This is a genomic window from Nocardia higoensis NBRC 100133, assembly GCF_000308595.1.
Lineage (GTDB): Bacteria > Actinomycetota > Actinomycetes > Mycobacteriales > Mycobacteriaceae > Nocardia > Nocardia higoensis.
The window spans coordinates 1-21,053 of record NZ_BAGA01000145.1; the positions used below are offsets into that span (position 1 = coordinate 1).

Genomic DNA, 21,053 nt, shown 5'->3' on the forward strand with positions numbered 1-21,053 from the left:
GTGGTGCCCAGCGCCGTGTTCCTGTTCGCGTATTCGACCGTCTCGGTGCCCGAGCCGGGCGACCTCAAGACCAACCAGGTCGCCACGATCCTCGCCCAGGACGGCAGCACCGTCATCAGCAAAGTGGTCCCGCCGCAAGGCAATCGCACCGATGTGACCATCGAGCAGATCCCGCCGCACGTCCGCAACGCGGTCATCGCGGCCGAGGACCGGGACTTCTACACCAACCCCGGCTTCTCGATCTCCGGCTTCGCGCGCGCGGCCCGCGACAACATCATGGGCAAGGAGAGCGCGGGCGGCGGCTCGACCATCACCCAGCAGTACGTGAAGAACGCGCTGGTCGGTGACGAACGCTCGCTCGAGCGGAAGCTGCACGAGCTGGTCATCTCGGCGAAGATGGCGCGCCAGTGGAGCAAGGACGAGATCCTCGCCGCCTACCTGAACACCATCTACTTCGGCCGCGGCGCGTACGGCATCGACGCCGCCGCCAAGGCCTACTTCGGTAAGCCGGTGCAGGAACTCACCGTCGCCGAGGGCGCGGTGCTCGCGGCCACCATCCAGCTGCCCTCGCTGCTGGATCCGGAGCAGAATCCGGAAGGCGCCAAGACGCGCTGGGGCTACGTGCTCGACGGCATGGTCTCCAGTGGCAACCTCGACGCCACCGAACGCGCGAATCTGCAGTACCCGCAGGTGGTCTCGCTGGCCGCGACCCAGGAGGAGGCCGGCCTCAACTCCGGCCCCGAGGGCCTGATCAAGAACAAGGTGCTCGCCGAACTCTCCGAGGCGGGCATCAGCGAGCAGCAGCTCAACACCTCGGGCCTGCAGATCACCACCACCATCGACGCCAAGGCCCAGCAGGCCGCCGTCGAGGCCGCCGTCTCCAACCTGAAGGGCGAGCCCGAGCAGTTGCGCACGGCGGTGGTCTCCATCGATCCGCACACCGGCGCGGTGCGCGCCTATTTCGGCGGCACCGACGGCAACGGCTACGACTTCGCCAACGCGGCGCTGCAGACGGGTTCGTCGTTCAAGTCCATCGGCCTGGCCGCGAACCTGGAACTCGGCATCCCGCTGTCGCAGATGTACGACAGCTCGCCGCTGACCGTGCACGGCATCAAGATCACCAACGTCGAGGGCGAGGACTGCGGTACCTGCACCATCGCCGAGGCGCTCAAGCGGTCGCTGAACACCAGCTTCTACCGGATGCAGCTGGACATGCAGAACGGCCCGGAGAAGATCGCCGACATGGGTCACCGCCTCGGCATCCCGAAGGAGCTGCCCGGCGTCGGCGCCACCCTGACCGAGCCGGACGGCTCCGGCCCGAACAACGGCATCGTGCTCGGCCAGTACCAGGCCCGCCCGATCGACATGGCCTCCGCCTACGCCACCCTGGCCGCCTCCGGCGTCTACCACGCCCCGCACTTCGTCTCGCGGGTCGTGACCGCCGACGGCCAGGTGCTGCTCGATCGCGGCGAGGTGCCCGGCGAGCAGGTGGTCTCCGCCGCGGTCGCCGACAACGTCACCGCCGCCATGCGACCCATCGCCGCCTGGTCGCGCAATCACGGACTGGCGGGCGGACGCGAGTCGGCCGCCAAGACCGGCACGGCGCAGCTCGGCGACACCGGGGAGAACAAGGACACCTGGATGGTCGGCTACACCCCGTCGCTGTCGACGGCGGTCTGGGTCGGCTCGGTGGACAACTCGCCGCTGCGCAACTACTCGGGCGGGATGATCTACGGCTCCGGCCTCGCCTCCGACATCTGGAAGGAGACGATGGACGGCGCACTGGAGGGCACCGAGAAGGAATCCTTCCCGAAGCCCGCGCCGATCAAGGGCCAGGCGGGCGTCCCGGACTACACCGCGCCGTACACCCCGCCGTCCACCACCGAGGCGCCGCCGTTGCTGCCCCCGGTGGTCATCACCCCGTCACAGGTGGAGATCCTGCCCGGCATCACCATTCCGGTGCCCGGCGTCGCGCCCGCCCCGCAGCGTCCGCAGCAGACCCAGCAGCAGAGCCCGCCGCGCAACGACGATCCGGGCCCGCTGCCCGGTCAACCGGTGGCACCCACCGCCGGCGCCGGCTCCCCGGGCAATTCCCGCCCGGGCAACGGCAACACCAACAACGACGACTCGTCCGAGCGCTGATCCACGAGCTCGGACGGTGGTCGCCGCGGGCACCGGCGGTCGATCGGCCACGGCTACCGGGAGGCCGGTAGCCTCGGTGGACGTGACCGATCGAGACCTGGTGAACGAACACAGAGGCCTCGCCCGGACGGTCGGGACACCGCAGAGCAGACCGCGGCCCGCCTCGCCGGCGCCGCTGGCGGCCGACCTGCGCTCGGACGACGAACGCGACCGTCCCAGCCGCACCGATTCGCTGACCGCGCAGGCGAGCACGGTCATCGGCGGACCGGTCGGCGACCACGCGCTGATCGGCCGGGTCCGGTTCTGGACCCCGCTGCGGGTGCTGTTCGCCTTCGCGCTGGTCTTCCTCGCGCTGGGCTGGGCGAGCAAGGCGGGCTGCCTGCAGCAGACCGAGACCGCCGACGGCACCCTGGCGCTGGACTGGTACGACGGCCGCCAATACGTGGCCATGTGCTATTCCGACACCGTCCCCCTCTACGGCGCCGAACGGCTCGACGAGGGCGCGTTCCCCTACAAGAAGTCCTGGGTGGAGCAGACCCCCGACGGCGGCACCGAGACCAGGTACATGGAGTATCCGGTCCTTTCCGGTCTGTACCAGTACGTGTCGATGCAGATCGCCAAGACCTGGGACGCGCTGCCGCTGCCGGGCGCACTCCAGGTCGTCATCTATTTCAATGTGGTGGCCGTCGGCCTGGCGATGGCCTGGCTGGTCACCGTGTGGGCCTCGGCGATGCTGGCCGGGCGCCGGATCTGGGATATCGCGCTGCTGGCCTGCTCACCGCTGGTGATCGTGCACGCGTTCACCAATTTCGACGCCCTGGCAACGGCTTTCGCCGCGATCGGTCTGCTGGCCTGGGCGCGCAGACAGCCGCTGCTTGCCGGTTTCCTGCTCGGTCTCGGCGGCGCGGCGAAACTGTATCCGCTGCTGTTGCTGGGCCCCATCGTGATCCTGTGCGTGCGAGCCGAGCAGATGCAGCGCCTGCCGAACCCGCGCCCGACCACCCGCCTGCGCGATATCGACGGTCCGGGCCCGGCGCTGCACTGGCTGGGCGACCTCGGCTACCGGGTGCGGTTCTGGAGCCTGCGCCCGCTCGGCGCGGCGGCGGTGACGGTGGTGGCCGCGGGGCTCACCTGGCTGCTGGTGAATCTGCCCATCGCCGCGCTGTTCCCGCAGGGCTGGCGTGAGTTCTTCCGGCTCAACACCACCAGGCACGCCGATCCCGACTCGATCTACAACGTCATCAGCTCCTTCACCGGCTGGGCCGGGTTCGACGGGCCGCTCTCGCACGGCGAGACCCCCTCGGTGCTCAACGCGGTCTCGCTGCTGCTGTTCGTCGCGGCCTGCGCCCTGATCGCCTATCTCGCGCTCACCGCGCCGCGTCGTCCGCGGCTGGCCCAGCTGTGCTTCCTGGTGGTGGCCGCCTTCCTGCTGACCAACAAGGTGTGGAGCCCCCAGTACTCGCTGTGGCTGGTGCCGCTGGCGGTGCTCGCGCTGCCGCATCGGCGAATCCTGTTGACCTGGATGACGATCGACGCGCTGGTCTGGGTGCCGCGGATGTACTACTACCTCGGCACCGGCGCCAAGGGCCTACCGGAACAGTGGTTCACCGGCACGGTGATCCTGCGCGACCTCGCGGTGATCGGCCTGTGTGTGCTGATCGTGCGGCAGATCTACCGTCCCGAGGAGGATCTGGTGCGCCGCGACTGGCAGGACGACCCGGTCGGCGGAATCCTGAACCGGGCGCCGGACCCGCTGCTGCCCTGGCTGCCGCAGTGGTTGCGGCCCCGGCCGGCTCCGCTCCGGGTCACCTGAGCGACCCGAGCGTCACTCCGAGCGCAGCAGACGGGACACCCGCTGCGGATCGCGCGGCAGCACATCCAGTTCCAGGTACCAGGCGCTGCCGGTCCACGGGTCGAACATCGGGGTGTCGGTCACGGTCGGCAGGTGCCTGGCGTGCTGGGACAGCGCGGAGACCGCGTCGTCGGGGACGGCGATCTCGTCGGTGCCGACGATGAGGATCGAGAGCCCGATGAGATCGCCGCAACCGGTGAGCGTCAGCAGACGCTGGGCGTCGATCGCCTGATATCCGTGCGGGAAATCCGAGACCACCAGCACCCGCTGCTCGGCGGGCGGGGTGAAAGCACCACCCTGATAGGCCATTTCGGCCAGTTCGGCCGCTTGGGTGAGAGCGCGCAACCGGTCCGAGATCCTGGTGTGGTCGGTGATCGGCGGACCGGCCAGCACGGGCGCCAGCGCGGGCAGCAGGGCGGTATACGCGCCGGTGAGATCGATGACATCGATACGCGTGGCCTTGCCGGGATCGACGGCGAGCAGCCGGGCCAGCAGCGCACCGACCACGGGTGCGGCGGCGGCCGAAATCTCGGCGTCGATCCACAGCGGCCGGGTGAGCGGCACGGGCACGCAGTACGGGATGCGCAACGCGCCCCGGTCGGGAGCGTAGAGCTCGCCGATCCTGATGCCGTCGGCGGCCGCGGGCGGGTCCTGCCAGGCCGGTGAGTTCCAGGCGGCCAACGCGGGCGGCAACCGGAGTTCGGCCTCGGCCAGCTCGCGGGTGAGCTGTTCGCTGTCTCGGCGGTGATTCTCCCCGGCGGTGACCGCCAGTTCCTCGGCACGCCGTTGCGCGGCCCGTCCGGCCGCCTCGGCCGCGGGGGTGTTGCGGGTGGCCGGGTCCGATACCGCCGCCGACAGTTCGTCGTCGAGGCGTTTGGCGGCGTAGTCCCTGGCCGCGACGAGCGCCGCGGCCGAGCGGGCCGCGTCCTCGAAGATCATCCACAGCCGTTCCAGCCCGTAACCGACCTCCACCTCCGGACCGCCGTCGGGAGCATGGGTGCGCCGCGGGCTCGCGCCCTGCTCCTGTTCGGACTCGTCGACCTCGATGCCGTGCGCGGGCAGCAACACCGGCAGACCGCCCGCGTACCCCTGACCGACCGCGCGCACCTTCCAGTCGGCACCGCGCCGGTACAGCTCGAGGCAGATCAGCGCGCTCTCCCCCGCCGCCGGTTCGATGTCGAACCGCACCAGCGCGTCGTCGTCGACGTCGGTCAGCACCGTGCGGACCCGGCCGAGCGCGCGCCGCGGATCCTCGGCGCTGACCACGAGCAGCACCGCCGCCGCGCCGGCGCGCAGGTCGGCGAGAGTCACCTCGAGGCGCGCGCCGGACAGCCGCACCCCGTCGGTTCCGGTCTGGTTGTAGAACACGAAATCCGCGTTCCCGGCGCAGCGCAGATCCTCGCCGACGACCAGCGCGCAGACGTCCAGCTCGGTATCGGCCTGCGCCCGGAACGCCACCGTCCGGGCGGCCAGCGCGACGTTCTGGCCCGCCTGGAGTCGAGTCATCGCTCCCCCTCCGATGTTCGTGCCCGGCGGGTCAGAGGAAGCGGCCCAGCTGCGGAATCGCCTCGCCGGGATGCTTGGCCTGGAATCCCTCGCCGAGCGCCTGCATCTTCCACTCCACGCCCGCCCGGTAGACCTTCGCCATCGCCATCGCGGTGAACGGCATGCCGCCGGCGAGGGTGTAGCGGGCCAGCTCGGCATTGTTGGAGCCGTCGACCAGGCGGCAGAAAGCGTTCTTGACCTGCTCGAAAGTGTGTCCCTTGTAGGAGGTCACGATGAACAGCAGGGTGGTGATGTGCGCGGGCACACGGGTCAGGTCGACCAGGATCACCTCGTCGTCGCCGTCGCCCTCGCCGGTCAGGTTGTCGCCCTGGTGGCGCACCGAGCCGTCCTTGGACGACAGCTGCCCGTAGTAGGCGAAATCGGCCGGATTGCCGTCGGCGAACATGATCACCGAAGCGTCCAGATCGATGTCGACGGTGCGGTTTCCGAACATGCCCCTGGTCGTCGCCGGATCCCAGCCCAGGCCCATCTTCACGAAGGTCAGCGCGGTGCCGCCCTCCTTGCGCAGGGTGACCCGCTGCCCCTTCTGCAGACTGATCGGGCGATCCTTGTGCAGGCTCACCTCACCGGTCGGCGCCGCGGCCTGCCCTTGCGGCGGATACTGCTGTCCCTGCGGCGGGTACTGCCGAGTGGGCGGTGGATACCCGGCCTGCTGCCCGTACTGCGCGGGCGGCACCTGCTGGGTCGGCGGCGGTACCTGCTGGGTCGGCGGGGCCTGCTGGGGCGAGGGCGAGTCGACGTGCACGCCGTGGTCGGTGACCAGCGCGGCGAATCCGCCCGCGTAGCCCTGCCCGACCGCGCGGACCTTCCACGCGCCCTGCCTGCGGTACACCTCCAGCGCGATGACGATCGACTCCCGGTCGAGTCCCTCGATCCGGTACTCGTAGAGCCGGTTCCCGTTCGGGTCCGAGACGATCGCGGTCGGCGGTGCGAAGGCGCCGAAGCCGGCGTTCGCGTCGTCGAGGGTGATGACCGCGCGGATCTGATCGATATCGGCGGGGATCGCGCCCAGGGTGATCGACAGCGAGGCGGCCTGCCCGCCCGGGCCGGGCACCAGCTTCACACCCGGGCCGATGGGCTGGTTGTAGAAGACGAAATCCGCGTCCGTGCGGACCTTGCCACGATCGGTCACCAGCAAGGCGGACAGGTCCGCCGGTGCGGTCAACTGCACGGAGATCACCAGTCCGTCGGTGCTCAGCGGACCGTTCTGCCCCTTGGCGAGTGTTGCGGACAAGGTCGACCCTTCGCTCGTCGGTGCGTTCGACTGCCACTCTACGAGAAAGCGCCGCGGTGCGGACCGGCCTGAAGGCCCGGCGGGCAACCCGTTGTCGCTCGCAAGCCGTCCTCACCGGGAATCGATCGGTTAGTGTTGCGGCACATGGACCGGGCGCGGGTTGCCGCGGCCGGTGATCGGCGGACCAGACAGCAGGCAACCACCCCTATGGCGCAACTTTTCGAACATTCGAAGAAGGTGATCGAGGCCCATCTCGCGGGCACCAGCATCCGCGCGATATCCGGATCGATGATCGCCTACGAAGGCAATGTGTCGTTCAAATCGGCGGGCTTCGGCGGCGGCGACGGTGTGCTGGCCGGTCTCAAGCGGCGAGCGACCGGCGAAAAACTGTCGCTGATGGAGTGCTCCGGCAACGGCCGGGTCTTCTTCGCCGTCAATGGCCAGAACGTCACCGTGGTGAACCTCAACGGCGAGACCCTGCAGGTGGAATCCCAGCAGCTGCTGGCCTTCGCCGGAAATCTGCGCACCGACGTGCGTTTCGCCGGAGTCGGCGGAGCGAGTTCGGGCGCGGGCCTGTTCACCACCACGGTCACCGGGCAGGGTCAGGTCGCGCTGCTCTCGGCGGGCGGTCCGCTGATCCATCTCGAGGTCTCCCCGCAATATCCGCTGGTGGTCGACAAGGACGCCTTCGTCGCCGCGCAGGGCAATGTCAGCAGTTCCTTCGTGACCGACATGTCCTGGCGTACCTTCGCCGGCTCCGACGGCGGCGAGGCGTTCTCGCTGCGCTGGGACGGCCAGGGCGTGGTATTGATCCAGCCGGCGGAACGGTAAGGGGAGCGCCGATGTTCGAGCAGGTCAACGGCAAAGTCGTCAAGGTCGACGTGGGCGCGGCCGGCGGCGTGGTCGCGCGCACGGGCGCGATGCTGTTCTACCAGGGCGATGTCTCGTTCGCCCCGCACCAGATCCCCGGCGCGCAAGGCATGGGCGGCGGCGGCCTGATGGGCATGGCGGGCCGGATGATGTCCGGTGAGCACGAACGCACCATGCTCGCCCAGGGCAGCGGTCAGGTGCACTACGGTTTCGCCGGGCTGGAGGTCCACGTCGTGCACATGCAGCCCGGCGCCGCCCTGCGCGTGGAAGCCTCCCGCCTGCTGGCCAATACCGCGGGACTGCAGGCCTCCATCGTGTCGGTGGCCGGTTCCGGCGGTGGTGGCGGCGGCGGTGGCGGTCTCATGGGCGCGCTGCGCGGCGCGGCGGGCGGTGCGCTCACCGGGCAGGGCATGTTCACCACCCAGCTGTCCGGGCACGGCTCGGCGGTGCTGCTCGCGCACGGCGGGTTCCTGGAACTGCAGGTGGGCGGCCCGAATCCGGTGGTGGTCGACCCGCAGGCCTTCGTGGCCGCGTACGGCAATGTGAACACCGAGCTCAAGGCCGCCCTGAGCTGGCGCGATGCCGTGGGACGCGGGTCCGGCGAGGCGATGCAGCTGCAGTGCACCGGGCAGGGCGTCGTCTACGTGCAAGCCTCCGAGGAGAAACTGTGAGCAGAGAAGTTGTGAGCCCATGGCCCAGATCCTGAACCCGATGAATCTCGGTGAGAGCGACAACATCCCGGGAAACAGTTACGCGTATTGCATCGACCTGAACAAGCCGTGGTTCATGCGCAAGGGCGCGATGATCGCCTACTACGGCCAGATGTCGTTCAAGGCGCTCACCCACGGCCTCGAGGGCCACCTCATGCACATGGTGTCGCGCAAGTTCAGCGCCCCGCTGTTCACCGGCGACTACGTCGTGGCGGAGGGCCACGGCAAGCTCGTCATCGGCGATCGCGGCTACGACATCAACTCCTACGACCTCGAGGACGGCAACCTCACCATCCGCGCGGCCAACCTGCTCGCCTTCGATCCCGGTCTGTCGCTGAACCAGTCCATCGTGCCCGGCTTCCTCACCCTGATCGGCACCGGCAAGTTCCTGGCCTCCTCCAACGGCCCGGTCATGTTCGCCGAACCGCCGCTGCGAGTCGACCCGGAATCGCTGGTCGGCTGGGCCGACTGCCCCTCGCCGAGCCACCACTACGACGAGGGCTGGATCAACGGGTTCCTGGCCGCAGGCGCGGCGCGCTTCGGCGTGAACTCCGGTGAGGAACGGCAGTTCGAGTTCACCGGCGCGGGCACCGTGCTCATCCAGTCCAGTGAGAAGGTGATGAGCGACTCGATGCTGGTGCGCACCATCGAAGGTCAATTGCAGAGCGGCATCACCGTCGGCGGCCTGCAACGCCTGCAGGCGACCATCGCGGCGCAACTGGGTCAGCAGCAGGGCTACTGACCGCGACCGGCGCCCGCCCCGCGTCCGCGAGACGGGTGCCGGTACCCGGATCGGCTGCCGCTACGCCACGGCCCGGTCGGCCGGCTGCGATTCGGCGATCAGCCAGTCGATGATCTCCTCGCCGGCGAGGATACCGCTGGATTCGGTGACCGTGAGATTGGGGCTGGTCCAGTTCAGCTGTTCCAGTTCACCGTGCCTGGGCCGGATCGCCCGGTCGGCCGCGCGCAGCATCTCCGCGTCCAGCGCCCCGTCGCCCGCGGCGAGAGTGCTCGCGGTCTCGGCCAGTTCACCCGCATCGATGAGCCGACGGCGAACCTCGGCGACCGCGACGCTCTTGCACACCGCCCGCGGCATCGTATAGATCTTGCGGCCCTGCTGGGAGGCGGTCCAGCCGCGCTCACGGCACCACCGGTCCCACTCCGCCAGGAACCCTTCCGGGACCGCCTTCGGCCTGACCACCAGATAGCAGAACAGGTGATCGGCGATGCGGAACTTGCTCACCCAGCTGTCGTCGATGCGCCCGCGCAGTTCGGCGCTGACGTGCGAGAGCGTGGTCCCGCCCGCGCGGACCTTCGCGTCGACGTCGATGCGCCAGCGCATATCCGGGACGCCGTCGACGAGGATGTTGCCGCCGTTGCTGGTGACGGCGTAGCGCCACGGCGCGCCCGGCAACCGGATCCGGTTGAACTGCTTGATGGTCCGGGTGGTCGTCGGAATCACCGCCGCCGGTTCGGTGAGATGACGCATCCGCTGCGCCGCGGCCGTGGTCATGAACGACAGCGGCGCGCCTTCGAGGTGTTCCACGCAGACGGTCGGCACCTCGGCGGCGGTGCTGAACGCGTTGCGCGAGTAGATCATCGTGCGGTCGAGGTCGGTGGCGACCAGCGCCTCCGGCCGGGGTCTTCGAGCGAGCATCACTACCGCACTTCCTTGATCAATCCCATGCACGAATACGCCAGTTCGGGAACTTCGACGACCGGCACCCCACGTGCCTGCGCCAGCAATCGGATGTGGGCATGCTCGGGCGCGTCCCGATCGCGGACCAGCACCCGCCACGGCACCCTGCGCAACAGCACCCGGGTGGTCTCCCCCACGCCGGGCTTGACGAAGTTGACACTGCTGATGCCGTATTCGGCGCGCACCGCCTCGACCGAGGCCCAGCCGGACCAGGTCGGGGTGCGATCGCTCGCGCGCACCGCCGCCAGCGCGTCGGGCACCCGGTCGGCCACGGTGGCGAAGGCCGCCTCCACACTGTCGAGCAGGCGCACCGAGACGTCCTGATCGGCCAGGTGCCGATAGAACTTCGCGCCGTGGAAATCGCCGGGACCGATCAGGGTGTCGTTGAGCACCGTGCGCGAGACCAGGCCGGACACCGTCGAATTCAGGCAGGCCGAGGCGATCAGGAAATCGTCGCGGGTGCCGTAGGTGCGCACGCAACTGCCCGGATCGGCGAGCACCGCCAGATCCGCGTCGAAGCGCGCCCCGCCCGCGGCGTGGTAGGCGTCGAGTGCCTCGGCGAGTTCCTTGGCGATCGCGCCCTTGCCGGTCCAGCCGTCGACGAACACCACCGACGCCGGATCATGATGGGCGGCGAGGTAATCCAGCGCGACCGCGTCGATTCCGCGGTCACGGACGATGGAGACCGCGTAGTGCGGCACGTCCAGCGCCTGCGCGCCCGAATGCCCCCGATAGGTCAGCCAGCGCTTCATCAGCACGCCGATCGGCGTGCCCGCCCTGGCGAGCGACACCAGCGTCACCGCCGGCCCGCGCTCGGCGACCACCAGCTCGGCCACCGTCGCCACCGCCAGCGCCAGCCGCTCGGCACTGTCGGCCAGCACCGCCTCGAACAGCTCGCGATATTGCGCGTCGGGCTGGTACTCGATCGGCAGCGATTCCGCGTAATGCGCCTGGCCCGCCTGGATCCGCTGCTCCCGCTCGGCGACATCGGCCTCGAGATCCACCTCGGACAGATCCTTGAGCAGCCACGAGACCTCGTGCGCCGCATACGAACCGAACTCCGGCCCGTGCAGCGGGCGCGGGAACCCGCGCTCGGCCGGCGCCGCCCGTGTCGTGCGGAGAGCCACCGGGTCCGCACCCGGTACCACAGCGACCAGCACATCGGAGCCCGAGGCGCTGAGCACGTCGACCACGCCGCCGGGCCCGACGAGTTCGGCGGTGTCCGCGGGCGCGTCCACGACCAGCACCAGCACGGGGTCGGCCGCCGGGTCGATGCCCGATCGCGCCGCACCGCCTGCCGACACGGCGCCACCGACCGGTTCGGACCCGAACAATTCCGACAGTCGCGCGTCGTACTCGGTGAGCCACTGCGCGTTGTACAGATAGCGCGGCACCTCGTCGACCGGCTCAGGGGCGTGGAAGCGGAATCCCCGGCGCAGCGGGTAGCCGGGCTCGTCGAGGACGTAGGCCGGGGAGCGGGTGGTCGTCTGGAAACGCGCCGGAATGCCGGCGGACGTGAGCGAATCCGCCAGGCGCAGTGGCAGATACATCAACTCCTCGTGACCGAGCACGATCACCGGGCGCCCCGGCGCGAACTCGGCCAGACGGGCGCGCAACACCACATCCGCCTCGGACAGCGCCGCCTCGAATGCCGGGGTATCGGTGTCGAGAATCCCGTGCCGGCCGCCCTCGGGGACGGTGGCGGGCCAGGGCAATTCCACCCGATGCGACGAACCGCGCTGTGCGGCAACCGGATTGAGGTACGGCTCCGGCAGCGCCTGCACGGCGTCGATCAGGTCGTCGGGCAGCACCGTCGCGCCCTGCGCCAGGCAGACCGTGTCGATGCGCGCGCCGAGATCGGCGGCCACCTTCTCGAACCGCTCGCGGTCGGTCTCGGTGCGCATGTCGACCAGCGAGGCCAGCACGTAATGCGTGCGCGGCGCGAACTCGTGCAGGGCGCGCACCGCGTCCAATGCGGTGGCGCCGGTGGAGATCTCGTCGTCGACGAGCACCAGCGGCAGGTCACCGGCGAAGATCTCGGCCGGTTCGGGTTGCAGCAGGTGCGAGGTGGCGTGCGAGTGACCTTCCTCGAAGCCGGTGAGCGTGCGCGCGGTGGGCACGTCGCGGCGGGTCGAGTGCAGATAGCAGCGCGCGCCGAGCCGGGCTGCCACGATGTGGCCGAGGCTCGTCGCGGTCTCGGCGAAACCCAGGACCACCGCCGCCGCGCCGGGATCGGCCACGTCCGCCCCGGAGACAGCTGCCCCGGCGACGCCGCCCGCGGCCCGCACCAGCACCTCGCGCACCAGATCACCGAGCCGGTCGCCCGCGGCGATCACCACCCGGGGATCGGTGGGCAGGTGCTTGCCGAGCACGGTGGAGACCAGTAGGTGCGCGCGGCGCGGATTGCGGCGCAAGCCCGGCGTGACCAGCGCCCCGATCGGCGGACGAGCGTCCGCGCCCCGGCCCACGCAACCCGTGCCCGTGGTCGCGGCCGCACCGGTGGCGGTTTCCGCCGCTTCGCCGCCCGCGACCTCCCGCAGTTCCAGCCCCAGCGTCCGGGTGGCCCACGGCGCGCTCATCCGGCCACCGCGGCCGTCAGCAGATCCACGAAGGACACTCCCTTGTTCGCCACCCCGAACACGCGCGCGCGCAGCATGGTCTGGTGCGCCCAACTGCGGTGCGGGCGCATCTCGTTCATCTTGTTCCGGTATTCCGAGGCCGCCACCCCGCCGACATCGGCCTGCAGGATGTCGAGCGCGTCGGAGTACTCCTCGTGGGACACCACCGACAGCGCGTGCACCACCGCCACATGCGAGGGATGGATGACCGTCTTGCCCTGGATGCCGTTGGCACGGTCCAGGGTGATCTCGCGCAAGAGCCCGTCCAGATCGCGGCTGACCAGGTACTGGCGGAACTTCACCGCGTCGGACTCCTCGAACGGCGCGGTCCGCAGCAGCGGCCGGAACATCCGCTCGTGGTCGGCGAAGTACTCCCACACCGGCCCGGTGATGACGAATCCCGTGCCGTCGGCGCGGCCCAGGTAGTTGACGATGTCGGCGATCACGTCGGCGACCACCCGCACGTCGTAGATGGTCAGGTCGCGATCACGGCGGATGCCGAAGGTCGAGCACATGTCGGTCGCGCCGATGCGCACTGCCAGAATCCGTTCCCGGTGCTCGGCGAGCATCGCCGCGATCTGGGTGAGCTCGGTGTCCCTGGTCTGGCGGTGCACCAGGGCGGGCGACTCCAGCACCGGCATCCCGAAGACCGGCCGGTCGAGGCGTTCGCAGACATCGGCGAGCGCGTCGAGGTACTTCTGCCCGGAGACGCTGTCGAACTTCGGGAACACGAACCCGGCCAGGGCCGCGAGGCCGGGGCCGAGCTGGTCGGTCAGTTCGCCGATGGTGTCGGCGTCGCGCACCCGCACGAACAGCAGGGGGGCCGTGTCCCGGTCGACCGCCAGTTCGTCCAATGTCGCGACGGTCTGTCTCTTGGCGTATTCGACCTGGTGATCGGCGACCGCGTCCTCCAGGTCGATCACCATCGAACACACGCCGCGTTCGGCGCGTCTGCGGATGGTGTCGGCCAGATCGGCTCTGGTCGCCGGCACGTAGAGGGTGGCCCCGAGCGCGACGGCCAGCAGTTCCCGATCGACCGAATCACCGAAGGGCTCGGGCTGGCGATGGAACAGTGTTCTGGCGGCGGGGCCTTGCAGCTGCCGGAAGTGGCGCAGCGGCAGTCGCTTCCGCAGGGAGATTTCCTGCCGGAGGGCGACGGGAGCGGTCATCGAAGCTCCATTCTGGTGACTCTGAAGTCATGGTCGTGGGGGTCGGCCTGGTTGTTTTCTCATGCGCTCCACCACACCGGCGATGAATTCGGTGACGGCATCCAGTTCCGTCACGTACGCCCAGTAGTCGGGGTGGCGTCCCGACAGTGTCGCGCTGATCCGATCGATGCGTTCGGCCTGCGCGTCCAGCACTGAGCCCCATTCGCTCACGAGGTCTCTGCTGACCGCGAGCATCTGTGCGTCTCGCAGCCGGAATCGTACGTCCTTAACCTTTTTTGCGGGATCGTCCCGAACGGATCGGAGCATGGCCAGCCGGGCCGTGACACTGTCGATCAGCTGTTCGGCCTCACCGAGGCCACCCCGCGCGGTGGAGGTCAGTTCAAGGGCGGTCTCCGGGTCGTTCTCGCGCAATGCCGTACGGGCCCGGGCAAGGGCATCGGCGGCGGCATCGATCGCTCGCTGGCTTTCCCGCCCATTGTTGGTCAGATCCGCCGAACTCGCAGCATTGAATTCCCGCAGCAACGCCGAGTACGCGGGCGCGAGCCCTCGCGCGCGCGTGCGAGCGGCATCGAGTCTGGTGCTCACCGAGGCCACCGCGTTGGTCGCCGCGGTCTTGCGAAAAGGTGCCTGCGCCAATGCTTCCGACAGTTCCCTGACCTGCGCCTGCACCCGGTTGGCGACCTCTCGGACCCGCCCCGCCTCGACACCGGCGTCCAGGGCATCGAGTGTGATCAGTGCCTCATCCAACGCACCGGCCCGCTGCCGGACCGAGGGGTATCCGGCGAACTCCGAAGCCGCCGCCCGCGCCCGCACCTCGGTGGCCTCGGCCCGGACCTGCGCGGCCAGCCGCGGCACCATCCGCGCCAGCTGCACCGCCTCCTCCAGCGTGGCCTGCCGTTCGCGGTAGAAGGCATCGATCCCGGCGGCGGCATCGGTGAGCTGGGCGATCACCGCATCGGTGCGGGCCTGCCCCACCGGTAACCAGGTGTTGTCCCGCTCGGCCGCCTCCAGTTCCTGTGACCAGCTCAGATAGGCATCGGCCGCGGCATAGCAACGGGCCCGCACGGCCTCCCAGGCCCGGGTGTGATCCTGGCGCGGGAAGATCTGCTGCGCGGCTTGCACAGCCGCCTCGGCGGCACTCTGCCTGCGGTCCATGTCCAGGAACGCCTGCGCCAGCCTGGTGCGGGCCTGCTGTATCCACTCGTTGCTTCCGGAGGAGCGAAACCATCCCCGCATGCGCCCAGCCACGCCCCGATGGTAGGAGATCGGGCTGTTCACCGGGGCTTACCCCGGTTCCTACGCAAGTTCGGCGAAACCTACTACTGTCGTAACTCGTACCCGGCGATTCGGACAGGCTGGGACCACAGACGGACTAATGAAAGGGATTCCCGCATGGGTGTCAGTTTGTCCAAGGGCGGCAACGTTTCGCTGACCAAGGCGGCGCCGAACCTGACTGCCGTTTCCGTCGGCCTCGGCTGGGACGTTCGGACCACCACCGGCACCGACTTCGACCTCGACGCCAGCGCGATCGCCACCGGCGCGGACAAGAAGGTCATCTCCGACCAGCACTTCGTGTTCTTCAACAACCTGAAGTCCCCCGAAGGCAGCATCGAGCACGCCGGCGACAACCGCACCGGTGAGGGCGAAGGCGACGACGAGGTCATCAACGTCGACCTGGCGGGCACCCCACCGAACATCGAGAGCATCTTCTTCCCCGTCTCGATCTACGACGCCACCACTCGCCAGCAGTCCTTCGGCCAGGTGCGCAACGCCTACATCCGCGTCGTCGACCGCAGCAACGGCGAAGAGCTGGCCCGCTACGACCTCACCGAGGACGCCTCCACCGAGACCGCCATGGTCTTCGGCGAGCTCTACCGCAACGGCGCCGAGTGGAAGTTCCGCGCCATCGGCCAGGGCTACGCCTCCGGCCTGGAGGGCATCGCCCGCGACTACGGCGTGAACGTCTGACGAAATCTCGTCCGCAGCAGGGGGCTCGCCGCGACGAGCCCCCTGTCTTCTGTGGTCACCTGCCCTGCGACCGCCTCTTCGTCGGCAGAAGCGGTCACAAATGATGGACATCCCCCCGATGACCGGCCACGCTGGAAATCGACCTAGCCGATTCACCACCTCTCCATGAAAGGTCCCCGCGTGGTCCTGCGCATTTTCGGCCTGTCCGGCCTCGTCACAGTGGTATCGCTGGTAGTGGCGTTCCTCTATGGCGGCCCCACCGCGCTGTTCTTGTGCGCGATCCTGGGCATCCTCGAAGTCTCTCTCTCCTTCGACAACGCTGTCATCAACGCCACCGTCCTGCAGCGGATGAGCGAGTTCTGGCAGAAGATCTTCCTCACGATCGGCGTGCTGATCGCCGTGTTCGGCATGCGCCTGGTGTTTCCCCTGGCGATCGTCTGGGTGACGGCCGGCCTGAACCCCGTGGAGGCGTTCGACCTGGCGCTGAACCCGCCGCCGAACGACGCGCCCACATTCCCGGACGGCAGCCCGAGCTACGAGACCCTGCTGACCGACGCGCATCCCTCGATCGCGGCCTTCGGCGGCATGTTCCTGGCACTGCTGTTCCTGAACTTCATCTTCGAGGAACGCGAGATCACCTGGCTGAGCTGGCTGGAGCGCCCGCTGGCCCGCGCGGGCAAGCTCGACATGCTCTCGGTCGTGGTGGCCGGCATCGGCCTGCTGCTGGCCGCGGAGTTCCTCGCCGAGGACGACGTCCGCGCCACGGTGCTGCTGTCCGGCCTGCTCGGCATGATCGTCTACATCGCCGTCGACGGCCTCGGCTCGATGTTCCACACCGAGGAATTCGAGGAGGAGGCGAGCGGCGGCCCGTCGGACCTGGCGAAGGCCACCGGCAAGGCGGGCTTCTTCCTGTTCCTGTACCTGGAAGTGCTCGACGCCTCGTTCTCCTTCGACGGCGTCATCGGCGCGTTCGCCATCACCTCCGACCCGATCATCATCGCGCTCGGCCTCGGCCTGATCGGCGCCATGTTCGTCCGGTCCATCACGGTGTACCTGGTGCGCAAGGGCACGCTCTCGGAGTACGTCTACCTCGAGCACGGCGCGCACTGGGCCATCGGCGCGCTGGCGATCATCCTGTTCATCTCGATCGGCGTGCACATCAACGAGGTCATCACCGGCCTGGTCGGCGTCGCCTTCATCGGCGCCGCGTTCATCAGCAGCGTGCTGCGCAACCGGCGTGAGGGCGACGGCGACGGTGACGGGGCGGGCGAGATCGAGGACGAGAAGTCCGCGACCCCGGTCTCCTGACCTTTCATCACCCGTAGAGAACCCAGCGGCAGCGATCGCCTCCGGCTCGGAGGGATCGCTGCCGCTGTCGTTTCCGGCCCCGCCCCGCGGGCGGGTATCAGAGCATCCGGTAGGGCAGGTGCAGCGCCTTCGCCCGGCGCACCGAAACCCGCGACCACACCCGCCGCTGCACCGCCAGCGTCGCCCACCCCGCCAGCGCCATCCCGGACAGATTCACCAGCAACTGCGCCACACTGCCCCACACCGACGGCCAGGCGCCGAAGGCCGCGCCGAGCGCGATATTGCCCGCGGCGGGCACCGTGGTCACCGAAATGAACACCCCGACGAGCGCGCCGGATTTCGCCGAGGTCAGCGCCAGCACCCCGGCCGCCGCGGCGATCAGCGCGATCACCAGCGACCACCTGTCCGGGCTGTAGACGAATTCGGTGTTCGGATGCGCGCCCGTCACGTGGCCCGCGTCGACCCAGCCGACCGCCCTGGCCGCCAGCGCCAGCAGGAATGTGGTGGCGATGCCGACCACGAACCCGATCACCAAGGTGCGCGCCGCGAGCCCGAACAGCACGTACCGCTTGCGCACCAGCGCGACACCGAGCGCGGCGATGGCGCCGAACTCCGGGCCGAGCACCATCGCCCCGATCACCAGGATCTGCGAATCGAGCACGATCGCGATCGCCGCCATGATCGTCGCCAGCGTCATGAAGCTCAGGTAGGTCCAGTTCAGCTCGGACTCCTCGTAGGAGCGCTGCGCGACCTCCGCCCAGACCACCGTGTCCGCGCTGCTGCCCGGCGTGCGCACCTCGGCCTCGAAACCGCTGCGCGACAACCATGTCCGCACCTGGTCGATCTCGATGCTGCCCTGCTGGTGCACGCCCAGCTCGCGCAGCCGGTCGATCACGTCGTTGCCCGCCTCCCGCGCGACCTCGGCGAAGATCAGATCCCCCGCCGGTTTCATGGCGGCGCCGCGCACCAGCGCCAGCCCGCTCACCGCCGGGTCCTCGGTCAGCGTCGCCAGCACGCCCTCGGTCAACGCGGCGGGTGAGAGCACCCGTAACTGCAACATCCACTCAGTGTCGCCCGCGGCCCCCTGGTTCGCCGGGCAATACGGGCGCGACTCACCCGGCGGGGATCGCCTCGGCCCGGGCCCCGGTTCCCCGCGACCACCGGGTCGGGGCGTGGGCGAACAGGAAGAAGAGCCAGATCAGCAGCGACGCCCGGCCCCACACCCCGAACTCGACCACCGCCTCGGCCCACTCGCTCGGCGCGCCCGAACCGAGCAGGTAGAAGTACCGGAACACCCCGATCCCGATCGCCATATCGGCGAGCAGGTAGGCAACGACCACCTGCCAGGGGACCACGAGCAATACGAAGAACGGGATCAGCCACAAGGTGTACTGCGGCGAGTGCACCTTGTGGAAAACCAGGAATCCACACAGCATCGCCGCACTGACGGCGATCCACGGATAGACCTCGCCCGCGGCGTAGCGCTGCCAACCGATCCACGCCGCCCCCAGGAACGACGCCACGATCAGCAGCGGCGAGGCCAGCCCGACCCCGTCGTGCCAGCTCTGCTCCATCTCGGCGAACCGCCCGACCAGCAGGTGATGACTCCAGTACCAGATCGAATTGGTGGTGATGTCGGTCTCCCGCGCTTGCTGGAAGCTGAACGACGCGCGCCAGCCCTCGTATCCGGCGATCGCGAACGGCAGGTTCACCAGCACCACCGTGGCCACCGCGGCTCCCGCCGTCATCAGCGCCCCGCGCACGTCGTAGCGCCGCTGCCCGGACTCCTCGCGCCCCACTCCCCCGGTGAGCACCAGCAGCACCAACGGCAGCACGAAGATGCCCGGATAGATCTTCAGGCAGAAGCCGAGTCCGAGCAGTACGGCCGCCAGAATTGCCCTGGTGCGCAACGAATACCGGGTCAGCGCCGTCACCACGTACATCGCGGCCACCGCCGCGCACACCACCGGCAGTTCCCAGTTGTGGAAGGCGTAGAGCACCAGCGGCGGCCCGGCCGCCCACAACAGCGCCCACCGGCCGGCGAGCCGGGCCAGCAGCCAGGCCGTCAGCAACGCGAACGGCGCCAGCAGCAGGGCCGAGTGCCACAGGAACTGCGCGTCGTCGTGCGCGCCGACCGCGCCCAGCCACATCAACAGGCCGGTGAGCACCGGATATTCGACGGTGCCGCCGGTCAGCCAGCCGTCGGCGGTGATGGCGCCGTGGATATAGGGAAAGACGTGATTGTCGATATCGCGGCCCAGCCACAGGTACTGGATATCGGAGTAGCAGACCCGGGCGTCCTTGACCATGTCGAAGGCCACGCTGCGACCGTCGTCGTAGAACGGGGGGCCCGCGCAGCGCGCCTTGTTCAGGTAAGCCAGCACCAGGGTCAGCCCGCACAGCAGCACCACCGCCGCCGTCGCGACGGCCCGGCGGGACACACGGCCGGCGGGCAACACGCTGGGGGCGGTTCCGGTCGCCATGATCACCACCCTAGGCCGGACAGTCGGCCGGTAGGCAGCCACGAGCGGCCGGACCGGGCGATTTCGCTGCTCAGGGGCCGCTCATGTAGCCTTGTCGGGTTGCTGACGCAACGAACCCTCCTGCCACGGACCGTCCGTGGCCGTTTCCTAGTCCACAGGAGGTGATTGGTCCGTGCGTCATTACGAAGTGATGGTCATCCTCGATCCGAGCCTGGACGAGCGCACCGTTGGTCCGTCCCTGGATAACCTGCTCTCCGTCGTCAAGACCGAGGGCGGCAAGATCGACAAGGTCGACATCTGGGGCCGCCGCCGTCTCGCCTACGAGATCCGCAAGCAGGCCGAAGGCATCTACGCCGTCATCGATCTCACCGCGACCCCCGCGACCGTGAGCGAGCTCGACCGCCAGCTGGGCCTCAACGAGACCGTGCTGCGCACCAAGGTTCTGCGCCACGGCAAGTAAGGCCGCTACCCCGGGTCCGCGCATGTCTCTCGTGAGCGTCGGTGCCTGACTCTAGGCTCTAGCGCGACAGCGAGTGTGTCCGCGACTCACCAGGAGGAACCCACATGGCAGGCGACACGGTCATCACGGTCATCGGTAACCTGACGGCCGACCCCGAACTGCGTTTCACGCCCGCGGGAGCGGCGGTTGCGAATTTCACCGTCGCGTCCACCCCACGGGTGTTCGATCGGAACACCAACGAGTGGAAAGACGGCGAAGCGCTCTTCCTGCGCTGCAACATCTGGCGTGAAGCAGCGGAGAACGTCGCCGAGAGCCTGACCCGAGGCGCTCGCGTCATCGTGAGCGGACGACTCAAGCAGCGCTCCTACGAAACCCGCGAGGGCGAGAAGCGCACGGTCGTCGAACTCGAGGTCGACGAGGTCGGTCCCTCCCTGCGTTACGCGACCGCGAAGGTCAACAAGGCAGGCCGCGGTGGCGGCGGTGGTGGTGGTTTCGGCGGCGGAGGCGGCAACTACGCCGGTTCCTCGGCTCCGGCCGGCGCCGGTGGCGGCAATCGTGGTGCGGCAGAAGACGACCCGTGGGGCAGCGCGCCCGCGGCCGGCTCCTTCGGGGGCGGCGGCCGCATCGATGACGAACCGCCGTTCTGAGCTGGTCTCGAACGGCTTCACTCGGCCCGCATTCGTGCGGGCCAGACAGAAAACGAAGGTAGAAGACCATGCCTAAGGCGCCCGCGCGCGAAAAGGTGCTGAAGAAGAAGGCTTGCACTTTCTGCAAGGAAAGCAAGTCCGGCAACGTTTCGATCGACTACAAGGACACGGCGCTGCTGCGCAAGTACGTCAGTGATCGCGGCAAGATCCGCGCTCGCCGGGTGACCGGCAACTGCGTGCAGCACCAGCGCGACGTCGCTGTCGCCGTGAAGAACTCGCGTGAGGTGGCCCTGCTGCCTTACGTGTCGACGGCTCGCTGAGCAAGGG

Annotated in this window: 18 protein-coding genes; 10 read left to right on the forward strand and 8 right to left on the reverse strand. The window is 69.1% G+C overall.

Going from position 1 to position 21,053, the window contains the following annotated elements; all coding sequences use genetic code 11:
- Together ON26_RS26440 and ON26_RS26445 are read left to right on the forward strand one after the other, a co-directional pair.
- A partial coding sequence (locus ON26_RS26440) for a transglycosylase domain-containing protein (protein WP_040799933.1) occupies positions 1-2,142 on the forward strand: 2,142 nt, incomplete at its 5' end.
- Positions 2,143-2,317: 175 nt separating this feature from the next.
- Positions 2,318-3,955 (forward strand): glycosyltransferase family 87 protein, encoded by a 1,638-nt coding sequence (locus tag ON26_RS26445; protein WP_245546082.1) that lies wholly within the window; start codon positions 2,318-2,320, stop codon positions 3,953-3,955.
- A gap of 12 nt (positions 3,956-3,967) precedes the next feature.
- On the opposite strand, the gene ON26_RS26450 is transcribed toward ON26_RS26445, so the two are convergent.
- The gene (locus ON26_RS26450; RefSeq protein WP_040799935.1) at positions 3,968-5,500 is read right to left on the reverse strand and encodes a TerD family protein; all 1,533 of its coding nucleotides are present in this window, start codon (positions 5,498-5,500) and stop codon (positions 3,968-3,970) included.
- A 31-nt stretch (positions 5,501-5,531) separates the two neighbouring features.
- The gene (locus ON26_RS26455; RefSeq protein ID WP_040799938.1) at positions 5,532-6,794 is read right to left on the reverse strand and encodes a TerD family protein; all 1,263 of its coding nucleotides are present in this window, start codon (positions 6,792-6,794) and stop codon (positions 5,532-5,534) included.
- Between the two features lie 207 nt (positions 6,795-7,001).
- Between ON26_RS26455 and ON26_RS26460 the strand changes: the two genes are divergently transcribed.
- Genes ON26_RS26460 through ON26_RS26470 form a run of 3 tightly spaced genes read left to right on the forward strand, consistent with a single transcriptional unit; the run spans position 7,002 to position 9,116 of the window.
- The gene (locus ON26_RS26460; protein ID WP_040799940.1) at positions 7,002-7,625 is read left to right on the forward strand and encodes an AIM24 family protein; all 624 of its coding nucleotides are present in this window, start codon (positions 7,002-7,004) and stop codon (positions 7,623-7,625) included.
- A gap of 11 nt (positions 7,626-7,636) precedes the next feature.
- On the forward strand, positions 7,637-8,335 hold the full coding sequence (locus ON26_RS26465; protein WP_040799943.1) for an AIM24 family protein: 699 nt from the start codon (positions 7,637-7,639) through the stop codon (positions 8,333-8,335).
- A 19-nt stretch (positions 8,336-8,354) separates the two neighbouring features.
- Positions 8,355-9,116, forward strand: coding sequence for an AIM24 family protein (locus ON26_RS26470; protein WP_040799947.1), 762 nt, complete (start codon positions 8,355-8,357; stop codon positions 9,114-9,116).
- A gap of 60 nt (positions 9,117-9,176) precedes the next feature.
- Here ON26_RS26470 and ON26_RS26475 read toward each other — a convergent pair whose 3' ends face one another.
- The 4 genes from ON26_RS26475 to ON26_RS26490 are packed head-to-tail and all read right to left on the reverse strand — an operon-like array spanning position 9,177 to position 15,138.
- Complete coding sequence (locus tag ON26_RS26475; protein WP_040800172.1) at positions 9,177-10,031, reverse strand: HAD family hydrolase; 855 nt, start codon at positions 10,029-10,031, stop codon at positions 9,177-9,179.
- Positions 10,032-10,033: 2 nt separating this feature from the next.
- Positions 10,034-12,652 carry a phosphoribosyltransferase gene (locus tag ON26_RS26480; RefSeq protein WP_083884367.1) on the reverse strand — a complete coding sequence of 873 codons (2,619 nt, stop codon included), beginning with the start codon at positions 12,650-12,652 and terminating at the stop codon, positions 10,034-10,036.
- Entirely contained in the window at positions 12,649-13,860 is a 1,212-nt protein-coding gene (locus ON26_RS26485; protein WP_174375454.1) for an HpcH/HpaI aldolase/citrate lyase family protein, read from the reverse strand. Before ON26_RS26485 ends, ON26_RS26480 begins: the two co-directional genes overlap by 4 nt.
- Positions 13,861-13,887: 27 nt before the next feature.
- Positions 13,888-15,138 carry a hypothetical protein gene (locus ON26_RS26490; RefSeq protein ID WP_306307257.1) on the reverse strand — a complete coding sequence of 417 codons (1,251 nt, stop codon included), beginning with the start codon at positions 15,136-15,138 and terminating at the stop codon, positions 13,888-13,890.
- Positions 15,139-15,252: 114 nt separating this feature from the next.
- Between ON26_RS26490 and ON26_RS26495 the strand changes: the two genes are divergently transcribed.
- Entirely contained in the window at positions 15,253-15,828 is a 576-nt protein-coding gene (locus ON26_RS26495; protein WP_040799950.1) for a TerD family protein, read from the forward strand.
- Positions 15,829-16,008: 180 nt separating this feature from the next.
- Positions 16,009-17,136, forward strand: a complete 1,128-nt coding sequence (locus ON26_RS26500; RefSeq protein WP_040800183.1) for a DUF475 domain-containing protein — start codon at positions 16,009-16,011, stop codon at positions 17,134-17,136.
- A gap of 97 nt (positions 17,137-17,233) precedes the next feature.
- On the opposite strand, the gene ON26_RS26505 is transcribed toward ON26_RS26500, so the two are convergent.
- Together ON26_RS26505 and ON26_RS26510 are read right to left on the reverse strand one after the other, a co-directional pair.
- On the reverse strand, positions 17,234-18,196 hold the full coding sequence (locus ON26_RS26505) for a DUF389 domain-containing protein (protein WP_040799953.1): 963 nt from the start codon (positions 18,194-18,196) through the stop codon (positions 17,234-17,236).
- Positions 18,197-18,248: 52 nt separating this feature from the next.
- The gene (locus tag ON26_RS26510; protein ID WP_083884379.1) at positions 18,249-19,619 is read right to left on the reverse strand and encodes a glycosyltransferase family 87 protein; all 1,371 of its coding nucleotides are present in this window, start codon (positions 19,617-19,619) and stop codon (positions 18,249-18,251) included.
- Between the two features lie 172 nt (positions 19,620-19,791).
- On the opposite strand from ON26_RS26510, the gene rpsF reads away from it, so the two are divergent.
- From rpsF to rpsR, 3 genes are all read left to right on the forward strand, one after another.
- Entirely contained in the window at positions 19,792-20,079 is a 288-nt protein-coding gene (gene rpsF, locus ON26_RS26515; protein ID WP_040799956.1) for a 30S ribosomal protein S6, read from the forward strand.
- A gap of 104 nt (positions 20,080-20,183) precedes the next feature.
- Entirely contained in the window at positions 20,184-20,726 is a 543-nt protein-coding gene (locus ON26_RS26520; RefSeq protein WP_040799959.1) for a single-stranded DNA-binding protein, read from the forward strand.
- A 68-nt stretch (positions 20,727-20,794) separates the two neighbouring features.
- Positions 20,795-21,046 carry a 30S ribosomal protein S18 gene (gene rpsR, locus ON26_RS26525; protein WP_040799962.1) on the forward strand — a complete coding sequence of 84 codons (252 nt, stop codon included), beginning with the start codon at positions 20,795-20,797 and terminating at the stop codon, positions 21,044-21,046.
- Positions 21,047-21,053: the final 7 nt, after the last annotated feature.

What these genes read in the sequence shown, in the direction of transcription:
- ON26_RS26510 (WP_083884379.1), bottom strand. Translation starts at nt 19,619, where the DNA reads ATGGCGACCGGAACCGCCCCCAGCGTGTTGCCCGCCGGCCGTGTGTCC.
- ON26_RS26505 (WP_040799953.1), bottom strand. Translation starts at nt 18,196, where the DNA reads ATGTTGCAGTTACGGGTGCTCTCACCCGCCGCGTTGACCGAGGGCGTG.
- ON26_RS26460 (WP_040799940.1), top strand. Translation starts at nt 7,002, where the DNA reads ATGGCGCAACTTTTCGAACATTCGAAGAAGGTGATCGAGGCCCATCTC.
- rpsR (WP_040799962.1), top strand. Translation starts at nt 20,795, where the DNA reads ATGCCTAAGGCGCCCGCGCGCGAAAAGGTGCTGAAGAAGAAGGCTTGC.
- ON26_RS26475 (WP_040800172.1), bottom strand. Translation starts at nt 10,031, where the DNA reads ATGCTCGCTCGAAGACCCCGGCCGGAGGCGCTGGTCGCCACCGACCTC.
- ON26_RS26495 (WP_040799950.1), top strand. Translation starts at nt 15,253, where the DNA reads ATGGGTGTCAGTTTGTCCAAGGGCGGCAACGTTTCGCTGACCAAGGCG.
- ON26_RS26450 (WP_040799935.1), bottom strand. Translation starts at nt 5,500, where the DNA reads ATGACTCGACTCCAGGCGGGCCAGAACGTCGCGCTGGCCGCCCGGACG.
- ON26_RS26480 (WP_083884367.1), bottom strand. Translation starts at nt 12,652, where the DNA reads ATGAGCGCGCCGTGGGCCACCCGGACGCTGGGGCTGGAACTGCGGGAG.
- ON26_RS26470 (WP_040799947.1), top strand. Translation starts at nt 8,355, where the DNA reads ATGGCCCAGATCCTGAACCCGATGAATCTCGGTGAGAGCGACAACATC.
- ON26_RS26520 (WP_040799959.1), top strand. Translation starts at nt 20,184, where the DNA reads ATGGCAGGCGACACGGTCATCACGGTCATCGGTAACCTGACGGCCGAC.
- ON26_RS26485 (WP_174375454.1), bottom strand. Translation starts at nt 13,860, where the DNA reads ATGACCGCTCCCGTCGCCCTCCGGCAGGAAATCTCCCTGCGGAAGCGA.
- ON26_RS26465 (WP_040799943.1), top strand. Translation starts at nt 7,637, where the DNA reads ATGTTCGAGCAGGTCAACGGCAAAGTCGTCAAGGTCGACGTGGGCGCG.